The sequence below is a fragment of the Amycolatopsis sp. genome (assembly GCF_035546795.1).
Classification (GTDB): Bacteria; Actinomycetota; Actinomycetes; order Mycobacteriales; family Pseudonocardiaceae; genus Amycolatopsis_E.
In genome coordinates this window covers 15633-35917 of sequence record NZ_DASZWC010000038.1, presented here as the reverse complement: position 1 = coordinate 35917, position 20285 = coordinate 15633, and the positions used below count along the sequence as shown (strand labels likewise).

The window sequence follows — 20285 nt, the reverse complement described above, 5'->3', positions numbered from 1 at the left end:
ATTCAGGAACATATGTAGACCTCTTCATTTGTTCTTGTAGGCTCGATGGCATGGTTTCCATCCTGGAACGCCCAGCCGTGAGTCGGCGGATGCTGCCCGAAGTGTGGTGGGCGGCGCTGTCGGTTGTCTTCTTCCTGGCTGCCGTCGCGGTGCAGCTCGCGGCCGGCGCGGCATGGCCGCTGTATTTGGCCTGTTACGTGACCGGCGGTTGGGAACCGCTGATCGCAGGGCTGCGTGCGTTGCGGGCGAAGACGCTCGACGTGGACCTCCTGATGGTCGTCGCGGCTCTCGGCGCGGCGGCCATCGGACAGGTGCTCGATGGCGGCTTGCTGATCGTCATTTTCGCGACGTCGGGGGCCCTCGAAGCCGTGGCGATGCAACGGACGGCCGACTCAGTGCGAGGGTTGCTCGACCTGACTGCGGATCGGGCTACGTTGCTGGTGGACGGCTCCGAACGGATTGTCGATGCGGCATCGTTGACAGTCGGTGACGTCGTGCTGATCAGGCCGGGGGAGCGGATCGCCGCGGATGGCGAAGTCGTCAACGGGGCCAGTGCGGCCGATCAGTCGTCCATCACCGGGGAACCGGTGCCGGCGCCGAAAGCCGTGGGCGACGAAGTCTTCGCGGGCACGCTCAACGGCACCGGGATGCTACGGGTGCGAGTCACTCGCGCGGCTTCGGACACGGTGGTGGCACGCATCGTCGCGATGGTCGAGGAGGCATCCGCGACAAAGGCGAAGACGCAGTTGTTCGTCGAAAAGATCGAGCAGCGTTACTCCGTCTGCGTTGTGCTCGCGACGCTGGCGTTGTTCTTCGTACCGTTGGTCTTCGGGGCGGCTCTGCAGGAGACATTGCTGCGCGCGATGACCTTCATGATCGTCGCCTCACCCTGTGCGGTCGTGCTGGCGACGATGCCGCCGCTGCTGTCCGCGATCGCCAACGCGGGGCGGCACGGCGTGCTGGTGAAATCGGCCGTGGTGATGGAGCAGCTCGGCGGCACCACGCGGGTGGCGTTCGACAAAACCGGAACGCTGACCGAGGGCACTCCGAAGGTTGTGGAAGCGACCGACGAGGTGTTGCAGGTGGCCGCGGCCGTGGAGTACCCGAGTGAGCATCCGCTGGGACGCGCGATCGTCGCGGAGGCCGCGGAACGTGGGCTCGCGCCCTTGGCTGCCACCGATTTCTCGTCGATACCCGGGCTGGGCGTCAGCGCGTTGGTCGATGGCAGGCGGGTCTCCGTAGGGCGCCCCGTCGATTCCGTTGACGATGGCTGCACCGTCGTGGCCCTGTACGTCGACGACGAACTGGCGGGCACCATCAGCCTCGCCGATCGAGTGCGCGCGGACGCGCGAGAGACGATGGCTTCGCTGCGGGAGTTTGCGCCTGTGCTGTTGACCGGTGACGGGCCGGCGGCCGCCCAGCGGGTCGCCGACGAGGTGGGCATCGAGGATGTCCGTGCAGGTCTGTTCCCGCAGGACAAGGTCGCCGCTGTCCGGGCGCTTGATGGCCGGGTGGTGGTCGTCGGCGACGGCGTGAACGACGCGCCTGCCCTTGCAGCCGCCCACGTCGGCATAGCGATGGGGCACGCAGGCTCGGACTTGACGCTGGAAACAGCAGATGCCGTGCTGGTGCATGACGAGCTGACCACCGTGCCCGCGGTGATCCGCTTGTCCCGGCGTGCCCGTCGGATGGTGCTGGCGAACCTGGGGATCGCGGCGACCTTCATCGTGGGGTTGGTGGCGTGGGACCTGCTCGGCACTCTGCCGCTGCCGCTGGGAGTCGCCGGACACGAAGGTTCGACGATCGTGGTCGCGCTCAATGGGTTGCGGTTGTTGCGCGGCTCGGCGTGGGCTGAGCCGCGCTTGCGAAAAACCGGTGTGGCCTGATCAGCTGGGCGGATGGCTGGGCACATGTCGCCGGAGGAGTTCCGCCGGTACGGGAAGCAGGTCGTGGACTGGATCGCCGACTACCTGGAGGATATCGAGTCGCAGCCGGTGCGGTCGCAGGCGAAGCCGGGGGACGTGCGTTCGATGCTGCCGCCGCATCCGCCGGAACAGGGCGAGCCGTACGAGAATGTGCTGCGCGATATGGAGCAGGTGATCCTTCCGGGCGTCACGCACTGGCAGCATCCGAGCTTCTTCGCATATTTTCCGGCGAATGCCAGTGGCCCGGCGATTCTCGGTGATCTGTTGTCCGCCGGCCTGGGAGTGCAGGGCATGGTGTGGGCGACGAGCCCGGCATGCACCGAACTCGAGACCGTTGTCGCCGACTGGTTGGCCGAACTGCTGGGCTTGCCTTTCCGCACCGATGGCGTGGCAGGCGGCGTGATTCAGGATTCCGCTTCCAGTGCGGCGTTGGTCGCCGTGTTGGCGGCATTGCGGAAAAGCGGCAGGCCCGGGCGAATCTACGTGTCCTCGCAAACACATTCAGCCCTGGAAAAGGCCGCCCGGATCGTAGGGAGCGAGGTGTGTGTTGTCGACGTCGCCCCGGACACGCTCGCGATGGATCCGGTGCTGTTGCATGCACTGATCGCCGAGGACGTCGCGGCGGGCAGAAAACCCGCCCTGGTGTGCGCGACGGTCGGTACGACATCCACGACTGCGATCGACCCCGTCCGCGAGATCGGAGCCGTGTGCCGCGAGTTCGGTGTCTGGCTGCATATCGACGCGGCCTACGCCGGGGTGGCCGCGATCTGCCCGGAACTTCGGTGGATCAACGACGGTGTCGCCGAGTATGCCGACTCTTATGCGACCAACCCGCACAAATGGCTGCTCACGAACTTCGACTGCGGCGTGTTGTGGGTGCGCGATCGCCGTCCGATGATCGACGCGCTCTCGATCCTGCCTGAGTTCTTGCGCAATCAGGCGAGTGAGTCCGGGCAAGTGATCGACTACCGGGACTGGCAGGTGCCGCTCGGGCGCCGGTTCCGGGCGCTCAAACTGTGGTCGGTGATCCGCTGGTACGGCGCGGAAGGCCTGCGAGCGCACATCCGGGCCGGCGTGTCGCTCGCGCAACGGTTCGCCGAACTGGTGGCTGCCGACCCGGACTTCCTGCTGTGGGAGCACCATCCGTTCGGACTGGTCTGCTTTCGTCCACTTCGGACTTCGCCGGAGCAGACGCTCGCGATGATGGAGAAGGTGAACGACTCCGGTGCGCTGTATCTGAGTCACACCAAGGTTGCCGACCAGGTGCTACTTCGGATGGCGATCGGCGCACCTGCCACCACGGTCGAACACGTCGATCAGGCCTGGCGGGCGATCCGGGCGGCGCTGCCTGGTGCCTGACGGCGGGAAGTGGTTGCTCCTTCCGCAGCTCGAATTCCTTGTCCGCACTCGCTGCCTTAGCCGAGATAGGCGGAGAGAGTGACGTCGAGCGTGGTGTCCACCTCGCCTTTGGCCAGGCCACCCCAGAGCCACAGCTCGGCCAAGCCATGCAGAGCGGCCCACAACGAGGTCGCGAGCGAGCGCGTGTCCACGCCCGCACGCCAACCGGTGGCCTGAGCGGCCCGCACCAGTTCGCTGAACCGAGTGAGTACCGCGTCGTTGACCTCGGCAAGCTCATTGGTGTCGACCAGGTCGTGCCGGAACATCAGCTCGAACATCGCCGGGTTGCGCTGCGCGAAATGCAGGTACTGCCGGCATGCTGCGAGCAACCGTTCGTGCGGTGTGGCCGCCGGCAATTCGGCCTCGCCCAGTTCCGCGAACCCCTCGCTGGCCACGGCCGAAAGAAGCTCCGCCCGCCCGGTGAAATGGCGCAACGGGGCGCCGTGGGAAACGCCCGCGACACGCGCGATCCGTCTGAGGGTGACCGCCTCGACGCCCTCCTCGGCCAGCAGCGTGACCGCGCTGGAGATCAGGCGTTGCCGGGGATTGCTGAGATCCACGGGTTCATTTCATCGGCGAGAACAGGTAGTAGTTCCGGTTGTTTCGCGGTGAACCCGTCGCCTGGCGAACGGCCGACGAACCAGTTCCGAGTGCGGGTCATCGCAACCGGGAGCACCTCCCGCCACATCCACCGGGCGTGCGCCAGCAGCCCAGGCCGCAGCGGCTCGCCCGGTAACGGTTGCAGCCAAGCCGGGTCGAACGGAATCTCGAGCCTGCCCAGCAGATGTGCTGCCAGTCTGCGGTGTCCTGCTTCGGACAGGTGCAGCCTGTCCGGCCCGAAGTAGCGCAGATCGGTCACGTCCTCGTCCGCCAGATCCACGAGCAGAGCACCGTATTTGTGCGCCGCCGCGCGGATCGCCTCGTTGAGCGCTTCCAGCCGGGGCCGGATGCGCAGCAATCCGGGCACCCGGTTGGACACGTCGCTCAAGGTGAACACGGCGACAGCGGGAGTTGCCCTCGTCAGGATCCGGACTGCGGCGTCCACCCGTTTGGCCACAACCTCGGCCCGGAAGTTCCTTGTCATCACATCGTTGGCTCCGCCGAACAGCGCGATCAGATCGGGCTGCAGATCCAGCGCCGTCGGGACCTGCTCGACGATGATCTGGTCGAGCCGCCGCCCCCGAACGCCGAGGTTGGCGTACCGGAGGCCGGGCTCGGCCGCGGCGAGGGTGGTCGCGGCCAGGTCAGCCCAGCCGCGATACCGCTTGCTGCCGGGGTACAGGTCATGTAGCCCCTCGGTGCAGCTGTCGCCAAGTGCGACGAATCGTTTGAACGCCATTCGGGTCTCCGTCATGCGTTGTTCACCTTGGAGACCTGTTTATCAAAGAGCGGTAGACAGTGTCTACGGGGACTACTTCCAGTCCACCTGTTGTGACCGGTAGAAGTCGATCCCTTCCGCGGTCCAGCGCGGACCTTGATCGGCGAGCCGCGCCCGGTAGGAATTCCAGTCATGGCTGGGCTGGGGAGACCAACCGATTTCGGCGATCCCCGCGAGCCGGGGGAACGCCATGTACTCGATGTTGTCGCTGGTGATCAAGGTTTCCGACCACAGCGGTGCTTCGACGCCGGCGACCGACTGTTCTCCGACGCCCTGAACCGTGGTGGCCGGATCCCAGTTGTAGGAATCCTGCACCTCGACGTAGCCGGCCCAATGCAGGCCCAGCGGACTGTTCGCGTTGTACTGCATGTCGATGTAGGCCTTGTTCGCCGGGGACATCAGGATCTTGTTGCCCCGTGCCGCTGCCGCGGCGGTCGCGTCATCCTGCCCGTCGGTGTCCCAGAACTGCGGGACAGCGGTGACCGCGGGGTCCGCCTCGGCGATTTCGTGCCAGCCCTGCGCGAGTTTTCCGTGTTTGGCCACCAGCGGCAGTACCTGGCTCATGAACATCCGGTAATCCCCCGGCGTGGTCGCCTGTGCCTCGTCCCCGCCGATGTGCAAGTACTTCCCCGGGGTCATGGCCGCCAGTTCGCCGATCACGTCGTCGAGGAACTTGTACGTGATCTCCTTGTTGACGCACAACGAACTGAAACCCACGTCGATCCCCGTGTAGAGGGGTGGCGCCACCCCGTCGCAGTTCAACTCGGGATACGAGGCGAGCGCGGCGTTGGTGTGCCCCGGCATGTCGATCTCGGGGATGATCGTGATGTGCCGTGACGCCGCGTATGCCACCAGGTCCTTGTACTGCTCTTGCGTGTAATAGCCGCCTGTGCCGCCGCCGACCTCGGTGCTGCCGCCGTAGGTCGCCAGCCTGGGCCAGCTCTTGATCTCGATCCGCCAGCCCTGATCGTCGGCCAGGTGGAGATGTAGTCGGTTGATCTTGTACTGGGCGATCTGGTCGATGTAGAGCTTCACCTGGTCGACGGTGAAGAAATGCCTGGCGACATCGAGCATCGCGCCGCGGTAGCCGAACCGGGGGTAGTCCACGATTTGCCCACCGGGCACCACCCAGCGGGTGCGCTGCACCGTCTTCGACTCGATCGAAGCCGGTAGCAATTGGCGCAGGGTTTGTACTCCGGCGAACAACCCCTCGTTCGTGTTCGCGCGGATGGTCACGCTCTTTTTCGCGACGTCGAGCTGGTAGCCCTGATCGCCGACCTGCGCGGTCGGACCGAGTTCCAGCTGGATCGCCGACGAGCGCGCCTGCGAGACCACCGGCAGTCGATATCCGGTGGAGGGACGTAGTAACCCACCGAGGTAATCGGCGACCTGGGCGGCACCGCGATCGGCTGTGATGACTGTGGTCGAAGTGAGCGTGAAATCGCTCCGGGGGTTGGGTTTTGCCTGTACGGGAATCGGGACGACATCGGTGAGCTGTTTGACGACCTGCGTCGCGGACGCGGGTTGGGCCAGTGTGGTGACAGCAAGTAGGGCCGCGCCGAGCAGGGCGGCCAGGGATACGCGTCTACGCATCGGGCACTCCGATTGGCAGGGGAGCGGATCCCTGAAGGTATAGACCAATCATCTCTGATGCGCAATCATGCGAGCTGAGCGCGGACCTCTGTCGCACGCTCCGTGACTTGCCGCAGAACTCGTTGTGCGACCAGGATTTCCGACTCGTCGATACCATCGAACAGCTGGTCACCGGCGCGGGCGCTTTCGACCGTGATTCGCTCGAACAGCTCAATCCCTTTGGTGGTCGGCGCGACTTCTTCGCCGGTGGACTGGACCAGGCCGGTGTTTTTCAAGGTGTCCAGCGCATACTCGGCGTCGAGCTCGATGATCACCCCTTGCGCAGCGGTTCTGTGGACCACGTCGACCCGGGTCGCAGGTGTCGAGACGACCGCGCGCAGTGCAGCCCAGTCTGCGAAACTCAGCCCGGCCTTGGCGAGCAGGTCGTCGAGGATTCCTCTCGTGGCAACGGCGGCAGCGTTGATCTCGCGGCCGTTGAATGTTCTGGTCATGGTTTCTCCGCTTTCGTGCTGGATGGCTGTGTGCTCGCCGAGTAGGTCGAGCAGGGTTTCGCGCAGGTCGCGGGTGCGTGGCGCCTCCGGACCGCCGATCGGCTCGGTCAGTTCGGCGTGCACCTTGTGCACCAGGTCGATCGCTGTGGTGGCGACCTCGTGTCCGCGTTCGGTGAGGGTGACCCGGACGGCGCGTGGATCGTCCGGGTCGGCTGGTCGCTCGACCAACCCCGATTTCTCCAGTGCTCGGGCCAGTTTCGACACGAAGATCGGCTCCAGGCCCGTGTAGTCGGCAAGTTCACGCTGCCTTGGCCGCTGTCCGCTGCGGGCGAGGCCGCTCAAAGCGCCGAGTACGGAGAACTGGGCATGTGTCAACCCCAATGGTGCGACGGCCCTGTCCACGGCGGCGCGCCATTTCGTCGAGACTCGCCACATCAGGTAACCCGTCATTGCCTCCATGGACAAATACTGTACATGGAGATAATATCCATGGCAACAGTCTGCCACGCGGCTACGAACATGCACGTCGCGGCCGGAAAATCAGGGGGTTTGCAGGATGTCCCGAAGTGTGTCGAGAACAGCCGGATCTTCGATGGTGGACGGCACGGGCTCGTCCCTGCCTTCGGCGATCCCGCGCATCGTCTTACGCAGGATCTTGCCGGAGCGGGTTTTCGGCAACGCGTCCACAATGGACACCTGGCGGAACGCGGCAACCGGGCCGATGTCCCGCCGGACAGCGGCGACGAGTTCTTCCCGTAGTGTGTCTTCCTCGATCTCCACCCCGGCCTTGAGTACCACGAATCCTCGTGGCAGCTGGCCCTTGAGCTGGTCGCGCACGCCGATTACCGCGCATTCCGCGACAGCGGGGTGCGCGGCCAGTACAGCCTCCATCGAGCCGGTGGACAACCGGTGACCGGCTACGTTGATCACGTCATCGGTCCGGCCCATCACGAACAGGTAGCCGTCTTCGTCGAGGTAACCGGAGTCGCCCGTGAGGTAGAACCCTTGGTAGCGCGAGAGATACGCCTCGATGTAGCGGTCGTCGTCACCCCACAGCGTGGGCAGTGTCCCCGGCGGCAACGGCAGTTTGATCGCGATGGCGCCCTCCTGGCCTGCTGGCAGTTCGGTGCCCGACTGATCCAGGATCCGCACGTCGTAACCCGGCACGGGCACGGTGGCCGAGCCGGGTTTGACGGGCAAGGGTTCGAGGCCGCGGAGATTCGCGGCGATCGGCCATCCGGTCTCGGTCTGCCACCAGTGATCGATCACGGGAGTACCGAGTTTTTCGTGCGCCCAGTGATAAGTCTCCGGGTCGAGCCGTTCGCCGGCGAGGAACAAGGTCTCGAAGTTCGAGAGGTCATGTCCGGCGAGTTCGCCAGCATCCGGATCAACTCGTTTGATCGCTCGCAACGCGGTCGGCGCGGTGAACAGTGCCTTGGCCCGGTGCTGCGCGATCACCCGCCAGAACGCGCCCGCGTCCGGAGTGCCGACCGGTTTTCCCTCGTAGAGCAGGGTTGTCGCACCGATCAGCAGCGGGGCGTAGACGATGTAGGAATGGCCGACGACCCAGCCGACGTCGGAGGCCGTCCACCAGATGTCGCCGGGCTGGATGTCGTAGATCGCGCCCATCGACCAGGCCAGCGCCACCGCGTGCCCACCGGTGTCGCGGACAACGCCCTTGGGTTTTCCGGTGGTGCCCGACGTGTAGAGGATGTAGAGCGGGTCGGTGGCGGCAACCGGTACCGGGTCGGCCGGGGCCGCCCCGGCCATCAGTTCCTGCCAGTCCACGTCCCTCGGCCCGAGTTCGGCTCGGGATGCATCTCGTTGCAGCACAACGACTTTGCCAGGTTGATGGGTGGTCGCGTCGAGCGCGGCGTCGATAATCGGTTTGTACTCGACGACGCGCGCAGGTTCGATCCCGCAGGATGCTGCGATGATCGCCTTCGGTTTGGCGTCCTCGATCCGGGCGGCCAGCTCTTTCGGGGCGAACCCGCCGAATACCACCGAATGCACCGCGCCGATCCTCGCGCAGCCGAGCATGGCGATCACGGCCTCGGGCACCATCGGCATGTAGATGATCACCCGGTCGCCTTTGTCCACCCCCAGCGAGCGCAGCGCGCCCGCGAACCGCGCGACCTCGTCGCGCAGCTCCGCATAGGTATAGGTCCGCGTGGTGGAGGTGACGGGCGAGTCCCAGATAAGGGCTGCCTGCTCGCCGCGGCCTCCTTCGACGTGCCTGTCCAGCGCGTTGTAGGTGGTGTTCAGCTCTCCGTCCGGGAACCACCGGAAGAGCGGCGCGCCGCTCGAGTCGAGCGCTCTGGACGGCTCACGGACCCAGTCGATCGCCTTGGCCGCGTCCAGCCAGAACCCTTCCGGATCGGTCAGGCTGCGCTGGTACTCCTCGGCGTAGGTACCCATGAGAACTCAGTCCCTCCTCGTCGTCGAGCCGGTGCTCTCTTATTCTGGCTCAACTGCTGCCGATCAGGTGGTGGATGGCGGCGCCGATTTCGGCGACGGCGGTGCTGACCTCGCAAACGTGGCCCAACAGGCTCTGATCTTGTCCCAGCGAGTGCGCACGACGTCGGGCTCGGCCTCCTGGGTCGTCGCCGGTCATGCGGCGTGGTGTCCGGATTGGACAGAAACGCCGGCCGGGTGAGGCGGGTTCGGTGCCGTGATCGATCAGCTCGCGAGTTCGCCGGCCCCGTGGCCGACGAGGCTCCCGCCTTTGCAATCCGTGTATGAGCGAGCACTGACGGTAGCTTGAAAAAACAATAGTGTTGGTCATCGTGCTGGGAGTGGCCGCGGCAGTCCCGGGCGGGTTCACTGGTGACAGCCCCGTCGTCGCGGTCGCGGCGGTGGTAGGCAGTGCGCTGCTCGTCGCGGTGGTGCTACCGGACCGGCGCGTGCGAGCGGACGAGACGCGACCAGTGGTTTGACGACCTGGAATCCGACCGCAACCCGCCGGTCGGGCCCAGCGTCCAAGAGACGAATAGGGTGGGGGACCACAAACCCGAGCAGGAGGGGCACCGGTGACATTCGCAAGCTGGTTGCTGTCTCTCGCGCACACCCTGTTCCAGCCGGGGTTCTGCCCCGGTGACTGGGTGTGGGCGACCAGCGCCGCCGGCGCACTCGTCGCACTCTTCCCGGTCGCGGGCGCGGTGATCGTGGCGATCATGCGCAAGTTCACGGGTAACCGCTACGACGCGGTCACGCTCGGTGTGATCGCGGCGGTCGGGCTGGTTGTCGTGTTCTTGTTGCCGTGGCTGCTGTTCAACGGCATCTCCGACATCTACCGGTCCGCGTTCGCCGGACAGGGGACGGGACTCTCGGCCAACGAGCTGTCCACGATGAATCGCAGCTACTGCGACTTCATCGGCAAGCAGAGTGACTACCTGGGCAGCGGGCAGAACGTGTTCGAGACGCTGTTCTACCCCTCGGGCAACAAACTCGCCTACGGGTACTACCTTGGCGCGCTGATCGGCTTGCCTGCGGCTTCGCTGTTCTTCGTGATTCTGCAGGCGCGCACGGCGATGCGGCGTGGGCAGAAGTGGCCGGGCCGAATCCTGTGGGTGCCGTTCGTCGCGTTCGCGGTGTTCAGCGTGTCCGTCGAGGCGAACACCGCGGTGCACCTGTGGCTCGGTTTCCTGCCGATGAGCGTGCTCGGCCTGATCGCGGTGGCGATCGTGGGCCCACCGCCGTGGGCAGTGATCAACAAGCCGAAGCCGGAACGCAGGCCGGAGCCCGCGCCGCAACCACAACAGGCCCCGCCACCTCCGCCAGCACCGCAGAAGAACTATGCGCCGACCGCAGTGGCGCCTTCGCAACAGCAGCTCGCCGCGGCGCCCGGGCCGGTCCCGGTGCCACCTGGGTCGACGTCCAACGGCAGCGAACGCTACCGGCGGATCCGCAGGCTCGGGCACGGTGGGTTCGGCACGGTCTGGCAGGCCGTGGACAACCAGCTCGGCCGGACGGTCGCGTTGAAGATCGCGCACGCCCCGGACCAGGACACCGAAGAGCGGATGCGCCGCGAGGCGCGGGCGCTGGCGATGGTGAACCACCCGAACTGCGTCCGGGTGTACGACCTGGTCGAAGAGCCGGACGGGTTGGCACTGGTCATGGAGTATCTGGAGGGCCGGGCACTCGCGACGGCGGTGGACAGCATGGGCCCGCTCGACGATGTCGCAGCCGGACGGTTGTGGGCGACGATGGCGGGCGCGCTGGCCGCGGCACACGAGAAGGGCGTGCTGCACCGCGACATCAAGCCGTCGAACGTGATTGTGGACCCGAGCGGGATGCCGCACCTGATCGACTTCGGGATCGCGCGCAGCCGCGGGGATTCCACGATGACCGCGACCGGGATGATGATCGGTACCCCGGACTTCGTTGCCCCCGAACAGGCTGCGGGCGCCGCCGCGAGCCCTGCTTCCGATGCGTGGCAGCTGGCCGCGACGGTGAGTTACGCGCTTTCCGGCTACCCGCCGCGGGGCACGCGGGAGACGCCGATGGCCGCGTTGATGGCGGCTGCGCGGGCGGAGCCGGCGAGCAACCTGCCGCAGCGCTCGGCGCACGCTCGGCTGCTGGTCGCATCGCTGGACAACGAGCCTCGCCGCCGTCCGACGCTGAGTGCGGTGCGGCGTGAGGTGGAGGGCTGGCTGGCCAGGTCGGGCAAGTCGGCCGACGGTCCGGTGACGCGGATCGTGCCGAGGCAGCAGCCGCAGCGCTCCAACACCCGGGTGATGCCGCCGCGGGGCTGAAAAGGCACGGAGTCGCGGCCGGGTTCACTGTGAGCGAGCGAGGGGGCGGCGGCTGGCGGCGCGGGGTGCCGGAGCGGGCTGGTGGGCGGGCTGCTGGGGGCGACGGTGACGGAGCGGGCTCTTGGCGCAGGGACGCGGAGCCGATCGACGGCGCTGGCGACGCAGCTGGCCGGCGGCGGGCGCATGACCGGGGCTGATCGGGCAGGCTGGATGACACAGATGACAGAGCGGGCTCATCGGGCGTGGGTGACGGCGCGTAGGTGACCGGGCGGGCTGATGGGGCGTGGGTGACGGTGCGCGGGTGACTGGGCGGGCTGATGGGGCGTAGGTGACGGCGCGTGGGTGACCGGGCCCTGCCGGGTCGAGAACCTCAGCGCCAGGAGGGCAACCACAGTTCGGCCTGCCAGTGGGCGCCGCTGATGGACGAGCCGTTCAGGATCGGCCAGAGCCAGGCGAAGTTGGCGACCACCAGCCCCACATACAGAGCCACGACGAGCAGACCGGTGCCCCGTCGCTCGAAGCCCCGGCGGGCGCTGCCCAGTATCTGGCCCAGCCCGAGCGTCAACCCCAGCGCCAGGAACGGGGCCATCGGTGTCGCGTAGAAGAAGTACATCTGCCGGTCGATGTTGGTGAACCAGGGCAGGTACCCGGCCAAGTACGCGGTCACCACAGCCGCATACCGCCAGTCGAAGCGGAAGAACCAGCGCCACAGGCCCCAGCCGAGCATCGGGAACGCCAGCCACCACATGGCCGGGGTGCCGATCAGCATCGTCGCCTGCACGCAATCGTTGCTGCCGCAGGTGGAGCTGCCTGACTCGTAGTAGTAGAGCATCGGGCGCAGGCCCATCGGCCACGTCCACGGCTTCGACTCCCACGGGTGCGGGTCGTTCTTCGGCGTGAGCAGGGTTTCGTGGAAGTGCAGCACGTTCATCGAGTAGTCGCCGAGCGAGCGCAGGCCCGCCGGGACCCAGCCCCAGAACCCGGGCGCGATGTCCTTGATCTCGGTGTAGTGCCGGTCGGTTGCGGACTCGCTGGCAAACCACGCCCACCAGCTGGCCAGGTACAACAACACCGGAATCGCGACCAGGGCCCACAGCGCGGGCAGCACGTCCCGCCGCAGGGCGCCCAGCCACGGGCGTTGCACGCCGGCCGCTCGCCGTGCGGCGATGTCGAAGCCGACGATCAGCAGCCCGAAGAAGGCCATGTAGTACAGCCCGGACCACTTGACGGCGAACGTCAGTCCGACGCATACGCCGGACGCGAAGCGCCACCAGCGGAAGCCGAGCCGGGGACCCCACGGGGACTCGTCGGCCCAGCCCTCCCGGACCGCGACGGCGAGGCGTTGCCGCACTTGGTCGCGATCGACGAGCAGGCACGCGAAGGCGGCGAAGGAGAACAGCGCGATGAAAATGTCCAGCATCCCCATGCGGGACTGCAGGAACAGCACGCCGTCGCAGATGACCAGGATGCCGGCGACCCCGCCGAGCAGCGTGGACCGCGTCAACCTCCGTGCGGCGCGTACCACCAGGATCACGATGATGGTGCCGGCGACGGCCGAGCTGAAGCGCCAGCCCCAGCCGTTGTAGCCGAACATCCACTCGCCCAGCGCGATCAGTTGCTTCGCGAGCGGCGGATGCACCACGAGCTCGTAACCGGCGTTGTCCTCGAACCCACCGTTGCGCAGCATCTGCCACGCCTGCGGGGTGTAGTGCTTCTCGTCGAAGACGGGGGTGCCGTCGTCGGTGGGGAAGCCGAGGTTCTGGAACCGGGTGATCGCGGCGAGCACCCCGAGCACGATCGTGACCACCCAGCCGCGCAGCCGGTCGGTGGGCATGGGCCGGCCGAGCAGCGTCGCCTCGCGGTCGGTGGGCGGGCGCAGCGACTCCACCGGATCCGGCTGCGGACGGGTCAGCAGTGCGGTCACGGGGGTTGATCCTAGGGGGGCGCGGGTGAGTTCCGTGCCAGCCTGCGTCGAATCCGGCGCTCCCTGCTTCCGACACTAGGCTGGCGACATGCCGCTCGTCCTCGCCGCGACCCCGCTCGGTGACACCCGTGACGCCTCCGCACGCCTGGTCACGGCGCTGGCGGAGGCCGACGTGATCGCCGCGGAGGACACCCGGCGGTTGCGGTCGCTGGCAGCCGCGCTGGAGGTGACGCCCGCCGGGCGGGTGGTCAGCTTCTACGAGGACGTCGAGACCGCCCGGCTGCCGAAGCTGCTGGAGTCGTTGCACGCCGGGGAGACAGTGCTGCTGGTCACCGATGCCGGAATGCCCAGTGTGTCCGATCCCGGCTACCGGCTCGTCGCCGCGTGTGTCGCCGAGGAACTGCCTGTCACCTGCCTGCCAGGGCCGTCCGCGGTCACGACGGCGCTCGCGTTGTCCGGGCTGCCCAGTGACCGATTCTGCTTCGAGGGCTTCGCGCCGCGCAAGGCCGGCGAGAAGGCGAAATGGTTCGCCGAGCTGGCGACGGAGCGGCGGACCGTGGTGTTCTTCGAGTCCCCGCATCGGCTGGCGGCCACGCTCGGCGAAGCCGCGCAGGTGTTCGGCGACCGTCGCGCGGCCGTGTGCCGTGAGCTGACCAAGACCTACGAGGAGGTCCGGCGCGGCACGATGGCCGAGCTCGCCGAGTGGGCGGGCGAGGGCGTGCGTGGCGAGATCACCGTGGTGCTCGAAGGTGCGCGGGCGCCCGAGGTCAGCGTGCACGACCTCGTGGCCGAGGTCACCTCGCGGGTTGCCGCCGGTGAGCGGCTCAAATCGGTGTCGGCGGAGGTCGCCGAGTTCGCCGGGGTTTCGAAGAAGGAGCTCTACGACGCCGTCCTCGCCGCCCGTCGGAGCTAGCGTCGGAGGGCTGTGGCGAGTACACAGGTTTTCGTTGCACTGGCGGGTATTACCGACCGGTAGGGTGCTGATATGCGAGCAGTTCAAGTGACCGAGTTCGGCGGTCCGGAGGTTCTCGAGAATGTGGAACTGCCGGAGCCGCAGGCCGCGGCGGGCCAGGTGCTGATCGAGGTCGACCACGCCGGGATCAACTACGCCGACACACATCAGGCGGAGAACACCTACCTCGCGCCGAGCCGGCTGCCGCTGGTGCCCGGCGGTGAGGTGGTCGGGCGCGCCGCCGATGGCCGACGTGTCGTCGCACTGCTGGGCAGCGGCGGGTACGCCGAGCGTGCTATGGCCGAGCAGGCGATGGCGTTCGAGGTGCCCGATGGTGTCGACGATCTGACCGCGTTGTCGTTCATCGTGCAGGGCACCACGGCCTGGTTGTTGTTGCGGCGCAACGCACACATGGCGCCCGGCGAGTCCGTGGTGGTGCACGCCGCCGCCGGCGGGGTGGGCAGTATCGCGGTGCAGCTGGCGAAGGCGTGGGGCGCGGGCCGAGTCATCGCGACGGCCAGTAGTGCCGAGAAGCGCAAGCTGGCGCTGGAACTCGGCGCGGACGTCGCGGTGGATTCGCGCGCCGACGACATGACGAAGGCGTTGCGCGAAGCCAACAACGGCGACCAGGTGGACATCGTGCTCGACATGACCGGTGGCCCGGTGACCGATCAGAGCATCAACGCGCTCGCGCCGTTCGGCAGGCTCGCGTTCTACGGGATGGCCAGCAGGCAGCAGCCGAAACCCGTGCAGCTGGGCAATCTGTTGCGGCATTCGGCGACCATCTCCGGCATGTGGCTGCCGCACGTGTTCACCCTCCCCGGCAACGTCTACGGGACCGCGCTGGCTGAGCTGTTCGACCTCGCGCTGTCCGGGAAGATCGGCGCCGTCCCGGGCGGCGAGTACGGCCTCTCCGAAGCGCGCAAGGCGCACGAAGCGCTACGGTCGCGTGCCACCGTCGGGAAGTTGATCCTGGATCCCCGCCGCTAGCAGCGCCTCCAGCGGAGCGGCCTTGTGCAGGCACTCCTCCCATTCGGTCTGCGGATCGGAGTCGGCGGTGATCCCGCCGCCGACTCCGAGCGCGATCCGGCCGTCGTGGATTTCGAAGGTGCGGATGGCGACGTTGAGCTCCAGGCCGGCGACCGGCGACGCCAGCCCGATCGCCCCGGTGTAGACGCCACGGGCGGCGGATTCCAGGTCGGCGATCAGGTCCAGCGCGCGGATTTTCGGCGCGCCGGTCACGGAACCGGGCGGGAAGGCGGCGCGCAGCAGATCCTCGTCCGTACGACCGGCGGCGAGCGTTCCCTCCACTGTGGACTCAAGGTGCCACACGCCGGGGGCGGGCCGCACCGTGAGCAGCTCCGGCACGGTGACGCTGCCGACGGCGCACACCCGGCCGAGATCGTTGCGGACCAGGTCGGTGATCATAACGTTCTCCGCGACGTCCTTTGTGGACTCACGAAGCTGTTGGCGAAGGTGCTCGTCCTCGGGGCCACGGCGTGGCCGGGTGCCCTTGACGGGTGTGGATCGGACATGATTCCCTTGTCGGGAAAGGAAAAGCTCCGGCGAGAACGAAACCACCGAGCCCCAGGCGCCGGACAGGTAGGCGGCTCGCCTCGGCTGGAGTGTGCGCACGCCCTCCGCGAACAAGGCGGCGGGCTCGCCGTCGAAGCGGCCCGTGAACCGGGTACAGATGTTGGCTTGGAACAGTTCCCCGGCTTCGATCGCGTGCACGCAGGCCTTGATGGTGTCGTGGTGCGGCAGCGGGCGATCGAGGATGGTGGCCCGCCAGCCGGGTTCGGGTGCCGGTTGGGAGAGCAGTTCCTCGAACTCCGCGGGGTCGGGATGCTCGCCCGGCACCACGGCCTCGAACCACCAGCGGCCGTCCCTGTCCAGGCGGAGCACGTGATCGGCCCAGCCCCACACGGTTTTCGGCAGCAACCCGGCTCTGCCTGCCGGGTCAGCCAGGTCGTAGGAGAGGTAGCCGAACCAGCCGCCGCCGACAGTGCCCGGCGGCCCGTCGAACCGCTCGAACTGAGGCAGCTCGGAGGGCTCGGTCCGGATCGCGGGCGCCAGCACTGCCTGCGATCCGAACCAGTCTCCGCACAGCGCGGCCACTTCCACCCCGAGCGTGCGTGCGCGCACACTCAGTAGCCGCAGGACTTCCCCGGGCGTTCGCGTTCCGGTGAGTTCGGTGCGCGTCAGCCGCATGCAGGCATTATGTCAGTGCCTGGCCATCGAGAAGTCCGTCCCGTCGGACGCGATCGAGCTGGGGCTCCAGGTGTAGGAACCGCGGTCGTCGGCGTCGAGCCCGGACGGGCTGGTGTCCGCAAGGTTGTTGCCGTCGAACTTGACCCCGGTGAACTTGATCCCGCCGCTGATGTTCGGGTACGAGTCGGTCGGCGACTCGATGATCGCCTCGGCCGAGGAATGCTTGGCGGACAACGACTTCGTGGTCGTCTTCGTCCAGCCCTTGGTGGTGTCGCTCAGCGTGAGCTGGTAGCTGCTGCTGCCGGTGCGGGTGACCGTCGCGGTGATCTGGTCACCGGCGCTGACCGGGTTGCTGTAGTACACCGGCGCGGCCGGGTACATCTCGTACCAGCCCTGGTACACGGGGGATCCGCTGGAGCAGTCGGTCGCCACGCCGGTCTGCTCCACCGTCGACGAGCCGTCCCCGTCGATACCGACCCACGGGGCGAACAGGTCGTTAGAGGAGTTGCAGGTGACCGAGGGCTCTGCCCAGCTCGCGGTCGCGGTGGTGAAGCTACCGAAACTCACGTAGCCGCCCCAGTTTCCGCCGGAGAAGTTGGTGGCACCGAACGTCGGCGCCGCCGTCGCGGTCCCGGCAAGGGCACCGGTGACGGCGACGGCGACGCTCAGTAGACTGGCACTCCTGACGAGAATATTTTTCATGCTTACCAGTATTGATTTGAATATTTCCGACCAGTAGCTACTTTTGTCTCAAGATGACGGGACAAGCAACGGTCAAGAAAAGGTAAAGAGATCAGCTCTTGGCGAAGTCCACGAACGCGGTCGTGTAGGTCTGCGCCAGATCGATCTTGTCCTTGTGGTTCTTGACGTTCTTCGAGTAGCTGGTCAGCACCTGCAGGGCGTTGGCGGCCGCGGCGGGATCCATCCGGCCGTCGGCGTTGAACATCCCGATGCTGTCCTTGATCGACTTGATGTACAGCGCCTCGTCGCCACCGGCGAACGAAGCCGGCATCTTCGCCGCGATCTCTTCCGCGCTGTGCTGGGAAATCCAGCGCAGCGTGGACACGAAGGCGTTGGCCAGCTTCTGCACCACGTCCGGGTAGCGGTGGACGATCTCGCAGTTCATGTACAGCGACGTGGCCGGGTACAGCCCGCCGAGCGCGGCACGCGTGCCCGCCTCGGTGCGCAGGTCGTAGAGCACCTTGCCCTGGCCGGTGTTCGTCAGCTGCGCGATCGTCGGGTCGGTGGTCATGCCCGCGTCGATCCCGCCGTTGTTGAGCGCGGCGATGAACGTCTGCCCGGCGCCGACTTTCACCGGCGTGTAGTTCTCGGACGTCAGGCCTGCCTTGCCCGCCAGCGCTTTCGTCAGGAAGTCGGTGGACGAGCCGAGCGAGGTGATGCCGAGCTTCTTGCCGCCGAAATCGCTCGAGCCGTGGATCTGGTTCGCCTTGCTCGTCGCGACCACCTCGGCCTCGCCGGGGATGTTGGCCATCTGCACCACACTCGTGATGCACTGCTCCTTGGCCTGCAGGTCGATGGTGTGGTCGTAGAACCCGACGACCCCTTGCACGTCCCCGGCCAGCAGCGCGGTCTCCGCGTTCGCGCCGGAGGGCTGGTTCAGCAGCTCGACGTCTACGCCCTGCGCCGTGAACCCGCCCAGCTGCTGGGTCAGCATCGCGGGCAGGTAGATCACCTTTTCGATCCCGCCGACCATGATCTTGATCTTCGGTGTGCCGTCGTCGCCGAGGTTCAGTGTCCGCGAGTCACGGCAGGCCGTCGTCCCGGCGACCACCATGACCAGCCCGAGCGCGACGCCCGCGATCTTCTTCCAGCGCATGTCAGATCACGCTCGCCGCCGAGCCGCCGGGTGCCGGCCGCCAGCGCAGAAGCCGGTTTTCCGCCTGCCCGATGAGGAACTCCGCCGCCAGCGCGACGACGGTGATGATGATCATCCCGGCGTAGATGCCCGCCGCGTCGAACGTGCCCTGCGCGTTGGCGATCAGGAACCCGAGCCCGGCCTGCGCGCCGGTGTACTCGCCGACCACGGCGCCGATCAGCGCGAAGCCGAGGGCGGTGTGCAGGGAGGACAGGATCCAGGAAGTGGCGCTGGGCAACACGATCGAGGTCAGCACCTGCATCCGGCTGGCGCCGAGGATGCGCGCGTTGTCGATCACATTGCGGTCCACCTCGCGTGCACCGGTGAAGGCGTTGAAGAACACCGCGAAGAACACCAGCACGAACGCGGTCGCGACCTTCGACGACAGCCCGATGCCGAACCAGATGAAGAACAGCGCGGCGAGCACGATCCGCGGCAATGCGTTGGCGCCCTTGACGAACGGGGCGAGCACGTCAGCCAGATACCGGCTGCGGCCGAGCAGCACACCGACCAGCACGCCGGCGACAACACCGAGCACCAAGCCCAGCAACGCTTCTTCGACCGTGACCCAGATCTGGTACCAGATCGGGCCGAAGTCGGTGCCCTGGGTGAACCACTCGACGAGCCGCTCGACGATCTTCGAGGGCTTCGAGTAGAAGAACGGGTCGATCCAGTAGGTGGCGGTCAGCTCCCAGCTGCCCAGCCAGACCACCAGGATGCCCAGCCGCAGCAGCCAGGTGTTCAGCTTGCGACGGCGGTCGGTCCTGCGCTGCCGATCGAGAATGTCCTTTTCGGACTCGAAGACGCGCGCCTCGGTGGCGAGATCAAGCGACACGGGAAGCACCCCTTTCGCGGGCCTTGTCCACCTCGGTGCGCAGGGATTCCCACACTTCGCGGTAGATCGTCAGGAACTCCTCGGTCAGCCGCAGTTCCTCCACTTTGCGCGGCCGGGACAGCGGAACGTCGAACACGTCCTTGACCGTCGCCGGGCTGGCGGTCATCACGATCACCTTGTCCGCCAAGGCAATCGCTTCGTCCAGGTCGTGCGTCACGAAGATGACCGCCGCGTCGCTGCCCGACCACAGGCGCAGGAGCTCGTCCTGCATCAGCGCACGCGTCTGCACGTCCAGCGCCGAGAACGGCTCGTCCATCAGCAGGATCCGGGGGCTCGTCACCAGCGTCTGTGCGAGTGCGACGCGTTTGCGCATCCCGCCGGAAAGCTGGTGTGGGTAGTACTTTTCGAACCCGGCGAGTCCGACGCGCTCGATCCAGTCGGCGGCCTGGCGGCGTGCCGCGGACTTGCTCGCGCCACGGAATCGCGGCCCGGAGGCCACGTTGTCCAGTACCGAACGCCACGGCATCACGGCGTCGTTCTGGAACATGTAACCGACACCGTCCGGAATGGACTTCACGAGCTCGCCGTGCACCCGGACCTCACCCGCGGAAGCCGGCTGCAGACCGGAAACCAGGGAAAGCGCGGTGGACTTGCCGCAGCCGGTCGGGCCGACGACGGCGACGAACTCGCCGGGGGACACGCTGAGGGTGAGATCGCGGACCGCGGTGTGCACCGAACCGTTCCCGCTCGGGAACCTTTTGGTGGCACCGATCAGTTCGATCAGTGGTGGGGCCATCGGGTGACTCCTTCGTCACAGGGGCTCGCGTTGCTGGCTGAACCGTAGGATCGGGTGAAGCTCAGGTGAAGCTTGTCCGCGTTTCGCGTGGGCACTGCTCGTTGTCCGCGTTTTGCGCATTCTGTGCAAGGTCTTGACCAGCGCGTATGGTC

16 protein-coding genes are annotated in these 20285 nt (G+C 67.1%); 5 read left to right on the top strand and 11 right to left on the bottom strand.

The features are described 5' to 3' along the window. The first annotated feature begins 50 nt into the window (after nt 1-50). Both VHD82_RS21670 and VHD82_RS21665 read left to right on the top strand, forming a co-directional pair. Nucleotides 51-1886 carry a heavy metal translocating P-type ATPase gene (locus tag VHD82_RS21670; RefSeq protein WP_325706821.1) on the top strand — a complete coding sequence of 612 codons (1836 nt, stop codon included), beginning with the start codon at nt 51-53 and terminating at the stop codon, nt 1884-1886. 24 nt (nt 1887-1910) lie between these two features. Further along, the gene (locus VHD82_RS21665; RefSeq protein WP_325706818.1) at nt 1911-3284 is read left to right on the top strand and encodes an aminotransferase class I/II-fold pyridoxal phosphate-dependent enzyme; all 1374 of its coding nucleotides are present in this window, start codon (nt 1911-1913) and stop codon (nt 3282-3284) included. A gap of 56 nt (nt 3285-3340) precedes the next feature. On the opposite strand, the gene VHD82_RS21660 is transcribed toward VHD82_RS21665, so the two are convergent. From VHD82_RS21660 to VHD82_RS21640, 5 genes are all read right to left on the bottom strand, one after another. After that, complete coding sequence (locus VHD82_RS21660) at nt 3341-3883, bottom strand: TetR/AcrR family transcriptional regulator (protein WP_325706727.1); 543 nt, start codon at nt 3881-3883, stop codon at nt 3341-3343. Next, complete coding sequence (locus tag VHD82_RS21655; protein WP_325706815.1) at nt 3853-4662, bottom strand: SGNH/GDSL hydrolase family protein; 810 nt, start codon at nt 4660-4662, stop codon at nt 3853-3855. Before VHD82_RS21655 ends, VHD82_RS21660 begins: the two co-directional genes overlap by 31 nt. A 72-nt stretch (nt 4663-4734) precedes the next feature. Then, nucleotides 4735-6294, bottom strand: coding sequence for a beta-N-acetylhexosaminidase (locus VHD82_RS21650; protein ID WP_325706724.1), 1560 nt, complete (start codon nt 6292-6294; stop codon nt 4735-4737). 65 nt (nt 6295-6359) lie between these two features. Continuing rightward, nucleotides 6360-7310 (bottom strand): MarR family winged helix-turn-helix transcriptional regulator, encoded by a 951-nt coding sequence (locus tag VHD82_RS21645; protein WP_325706721.1) that lies wholly within the window; start codon nt 7308-7310, stop codon nt 6360-6362. Nucleotides 7311-7325: 15 nt separating this feature from the next. Beyond that, on the bottom strand, nt 7326-9203 hold the full coding sequence (locus tag VHD82_RS21640; RefSeq protein ID WP_325706718.1) for a propionyl-CoA synthetase: 1878 nt from the start codon (nt 9201-9203) through the stop codon (nt 7326-7328). A 611-nt stretch (nt 9204-9814) separates the two neighbouring features. Between VHD82_RS21640 and VHD82_RS21635 the strand changes: the two genes are divergently transcribed. Next, nucleotides 9815-11539 (top strand): serine/threonine-protein kinase, encoded by a 1725-nt coding sequence (locus VHD82_RS21635; protein ID WP_325706715.1) that lies wholly within the window; start codon nt 9815-9817, stop codon nt 11537-11539. Nucleotides 11540-11909: 370 nt separating this feature from the next. Here the strand turns inward: VHD82_RS21635 and VHD82_RS21630 are convergent, their stop codons facing one another. Continuing rightward, nucleotides 11910-13463 (bottom strand): dolichyl-phosphate-mannose--protein mannosyltransferase, encoded by a 1554-nt coding sequence (locus tag VHD82_RS21630; RefSeq protein WP_325706713.1) that lies wholly within the window; start codon nt 13461-13463, stop codon nt 11910-11912. 88 nt (nt 13464-13551) lie between these two features. On the opposite strand from VHD82_RS21630, the gene rsmI reads away from it, so the two are divergent. Both rsmI and VHD82_RS21620 read left to right on the top strand, forming a co-directional pair. Continuing rightward, on the top strand, nt 13552-14376 hold the full coding sequence (rsmI, locus tag VHD82_RS21625) for a 16S rRNA (cytidine(1402)-2'-O)-methyltransferase (RefSeq protein WP_325706710.1): 825 nt from the start codon (nt 13552-13554) through the stop codon (nt 14374-14376). A gap of 72 nt (nt 14377-14448) precedes the next feature. Then, entirely contained in the window at nt 14449-15405 is a 957-nt protein-coding gene (locus VHD82_RS21620; protein ID WP_325706708.1) for an NADPH:quinone oxidoreductase family protein, read from the top strand. On the opposite strand, the gene VHD82_RS21615 is transcribed toward VHD82_RS21620, so the two are convergent. The 5 genes from VHD82_RS21615 to VHD82_RS21595 all read right to left on the bottom strand — a co-directional run bounded on the left by VHD82_RS21615 (nt 15355) and on the right by VHD82_RS21595 (nt 20133). After that, on the bottom strand, nt 15355-16626 hold the full coding sequence (locus tag VHD82_RS21615) for an aminodeoxychorismate synthase component I (RefSeq protein ID WP_325706705.1): 1272 nt from the start codon (nt 16624-16626) through the stop codon (nt 15355-15357). The genes VHD82_RS21620 and VHD82_RS21615 overlap by 51 nt on opposite strands. A gap of 12 nt (nt 16627-16638) precedes the next feature. Further along, the gene (locus tag VHD82_RS21610; protein WP_325706702.1) at nt 16639-17328 is read right to left on the bottom strand and encodes a G1 family glutamic endopeptidase; all 690 of its coding nucleotides are present in this window, start codon (nt 17326-17328) and stop codon (nt 16639-16641) included. A 91-nt stretch (nt 17329-17419) separates the two neighbouring features. Continuing rightward, nucleotides 17420-18463 (bottom strand): ABC transporter substrate-binding protein, encoded by a 1044-nt coding sequence (locus tag VHD82_RS21605; protein WP_325706699.1) that lies wholly within the window; start codon nt 18461-18463, stop codon nt 17420-17422. A gap of 1 nt (nt 18464) precedes the next feature. Further along, nucleotides 18465-19337 (bottom strand): ABC transporter permease, encoded by an 873-nt coding sequence (locus VHD82_RS21600; RefSeq protein WP_325706696.1) that lies wholly within the window; start codon nt 19335-19337, stop codon nt 18465-18467. Beyond that, a complete protein-coding gene (locus VHD82_RS21595; RefSeq protein WP_325706693.1) occupies nt 19327-20133 on the bottom strand; it encodes an ABC transporter ATP-binding protein in 807 nt (268 codons plus the stop codon). The genes VHD82_RS21600 and VHD82_RS21595 overlap by 11 nt, the downstream gene beginning before the upstream one ends. Nucleotides 20134-20285: the final 152 nt, after the last annotated feature.

Coding starts and splice junctions, on each gene's coding strand:
- VHD82_RS21655 (WP_325706815.1), bottom strand. CDS start 4,662: ATGGCGTTCAAACGATTCGTCGCACTTGGCGACAGCTGCACCGAGGGG.
- VHD82_RS21665 (WP_325706818.1), top strand. CDS start 1,911: ATGTCGCCGGAGGAGTTCCGCCGGTACGGGAAGCAGGTCGTGGACTGG.
- VHD82_RS21640 (WP_325706718.1), bottom strand. CDS start 9,203: ATGGGTACCTACGCCGAGGAGTACCAGCGCAGCCTGACCGATCCGGAA.
- VHD82_RS21595 (WP_325706693.1), bottom strand. CDS start 20,133: ATGGCCCCACCACTGATCGAACTGATCGGTGCCACCAAAAGGTTCCCG.
- VHD82_RS21610 (WP_325706702.1), bottom strand. CDS start 17,328: ATGAAAAATATTCTCGTCAGGAGTGCCAGTCTACTGAGCGTCGCCGTC.
- VHD82_RS21615 (WP_325706705.1), bottom strand. CDS start 16,626: ATGCGGCTGACGCGCACCGAACTCACCGGAACGCGAACGCCCGGGGAA.
- VHD82_RS21605 (WP_325706699.1), bottom strand. CDS start 18,463: ATGCGCTGGAAGAAGATCGCGGGCGTCGCGCTCGGGCTGGTCATGGTG.
- rsmI (WP_325706710.1), top strand. CDS start 13,552: ATGCCGCTCGTCCTCGCCGCGACCCCGCTCGGTGACACCCGTGACGCC.
- VHD82_RS21670 (WP_325706821.1), top strand. CDS start 51: ATGGTTTCCATCCTGGAACGCCCAGCCGTGAGTCGGCGGATGCTGCCC.
- VHD82_RS21650 (WP_325706724.1), bottom strand. CDS start 6,294: ATGCGTAGACGCGTATCCCTGGCCGCCCTGCTCGGCGCGGCCCTACTT.
- VHD82_RS21620 (WP_325706708.1), top strand. CDS start 14,449: ATGCGAGCAGTTCAAGTGACCGAGTTCGGCGGTCCGGAGGTTCTCGAG.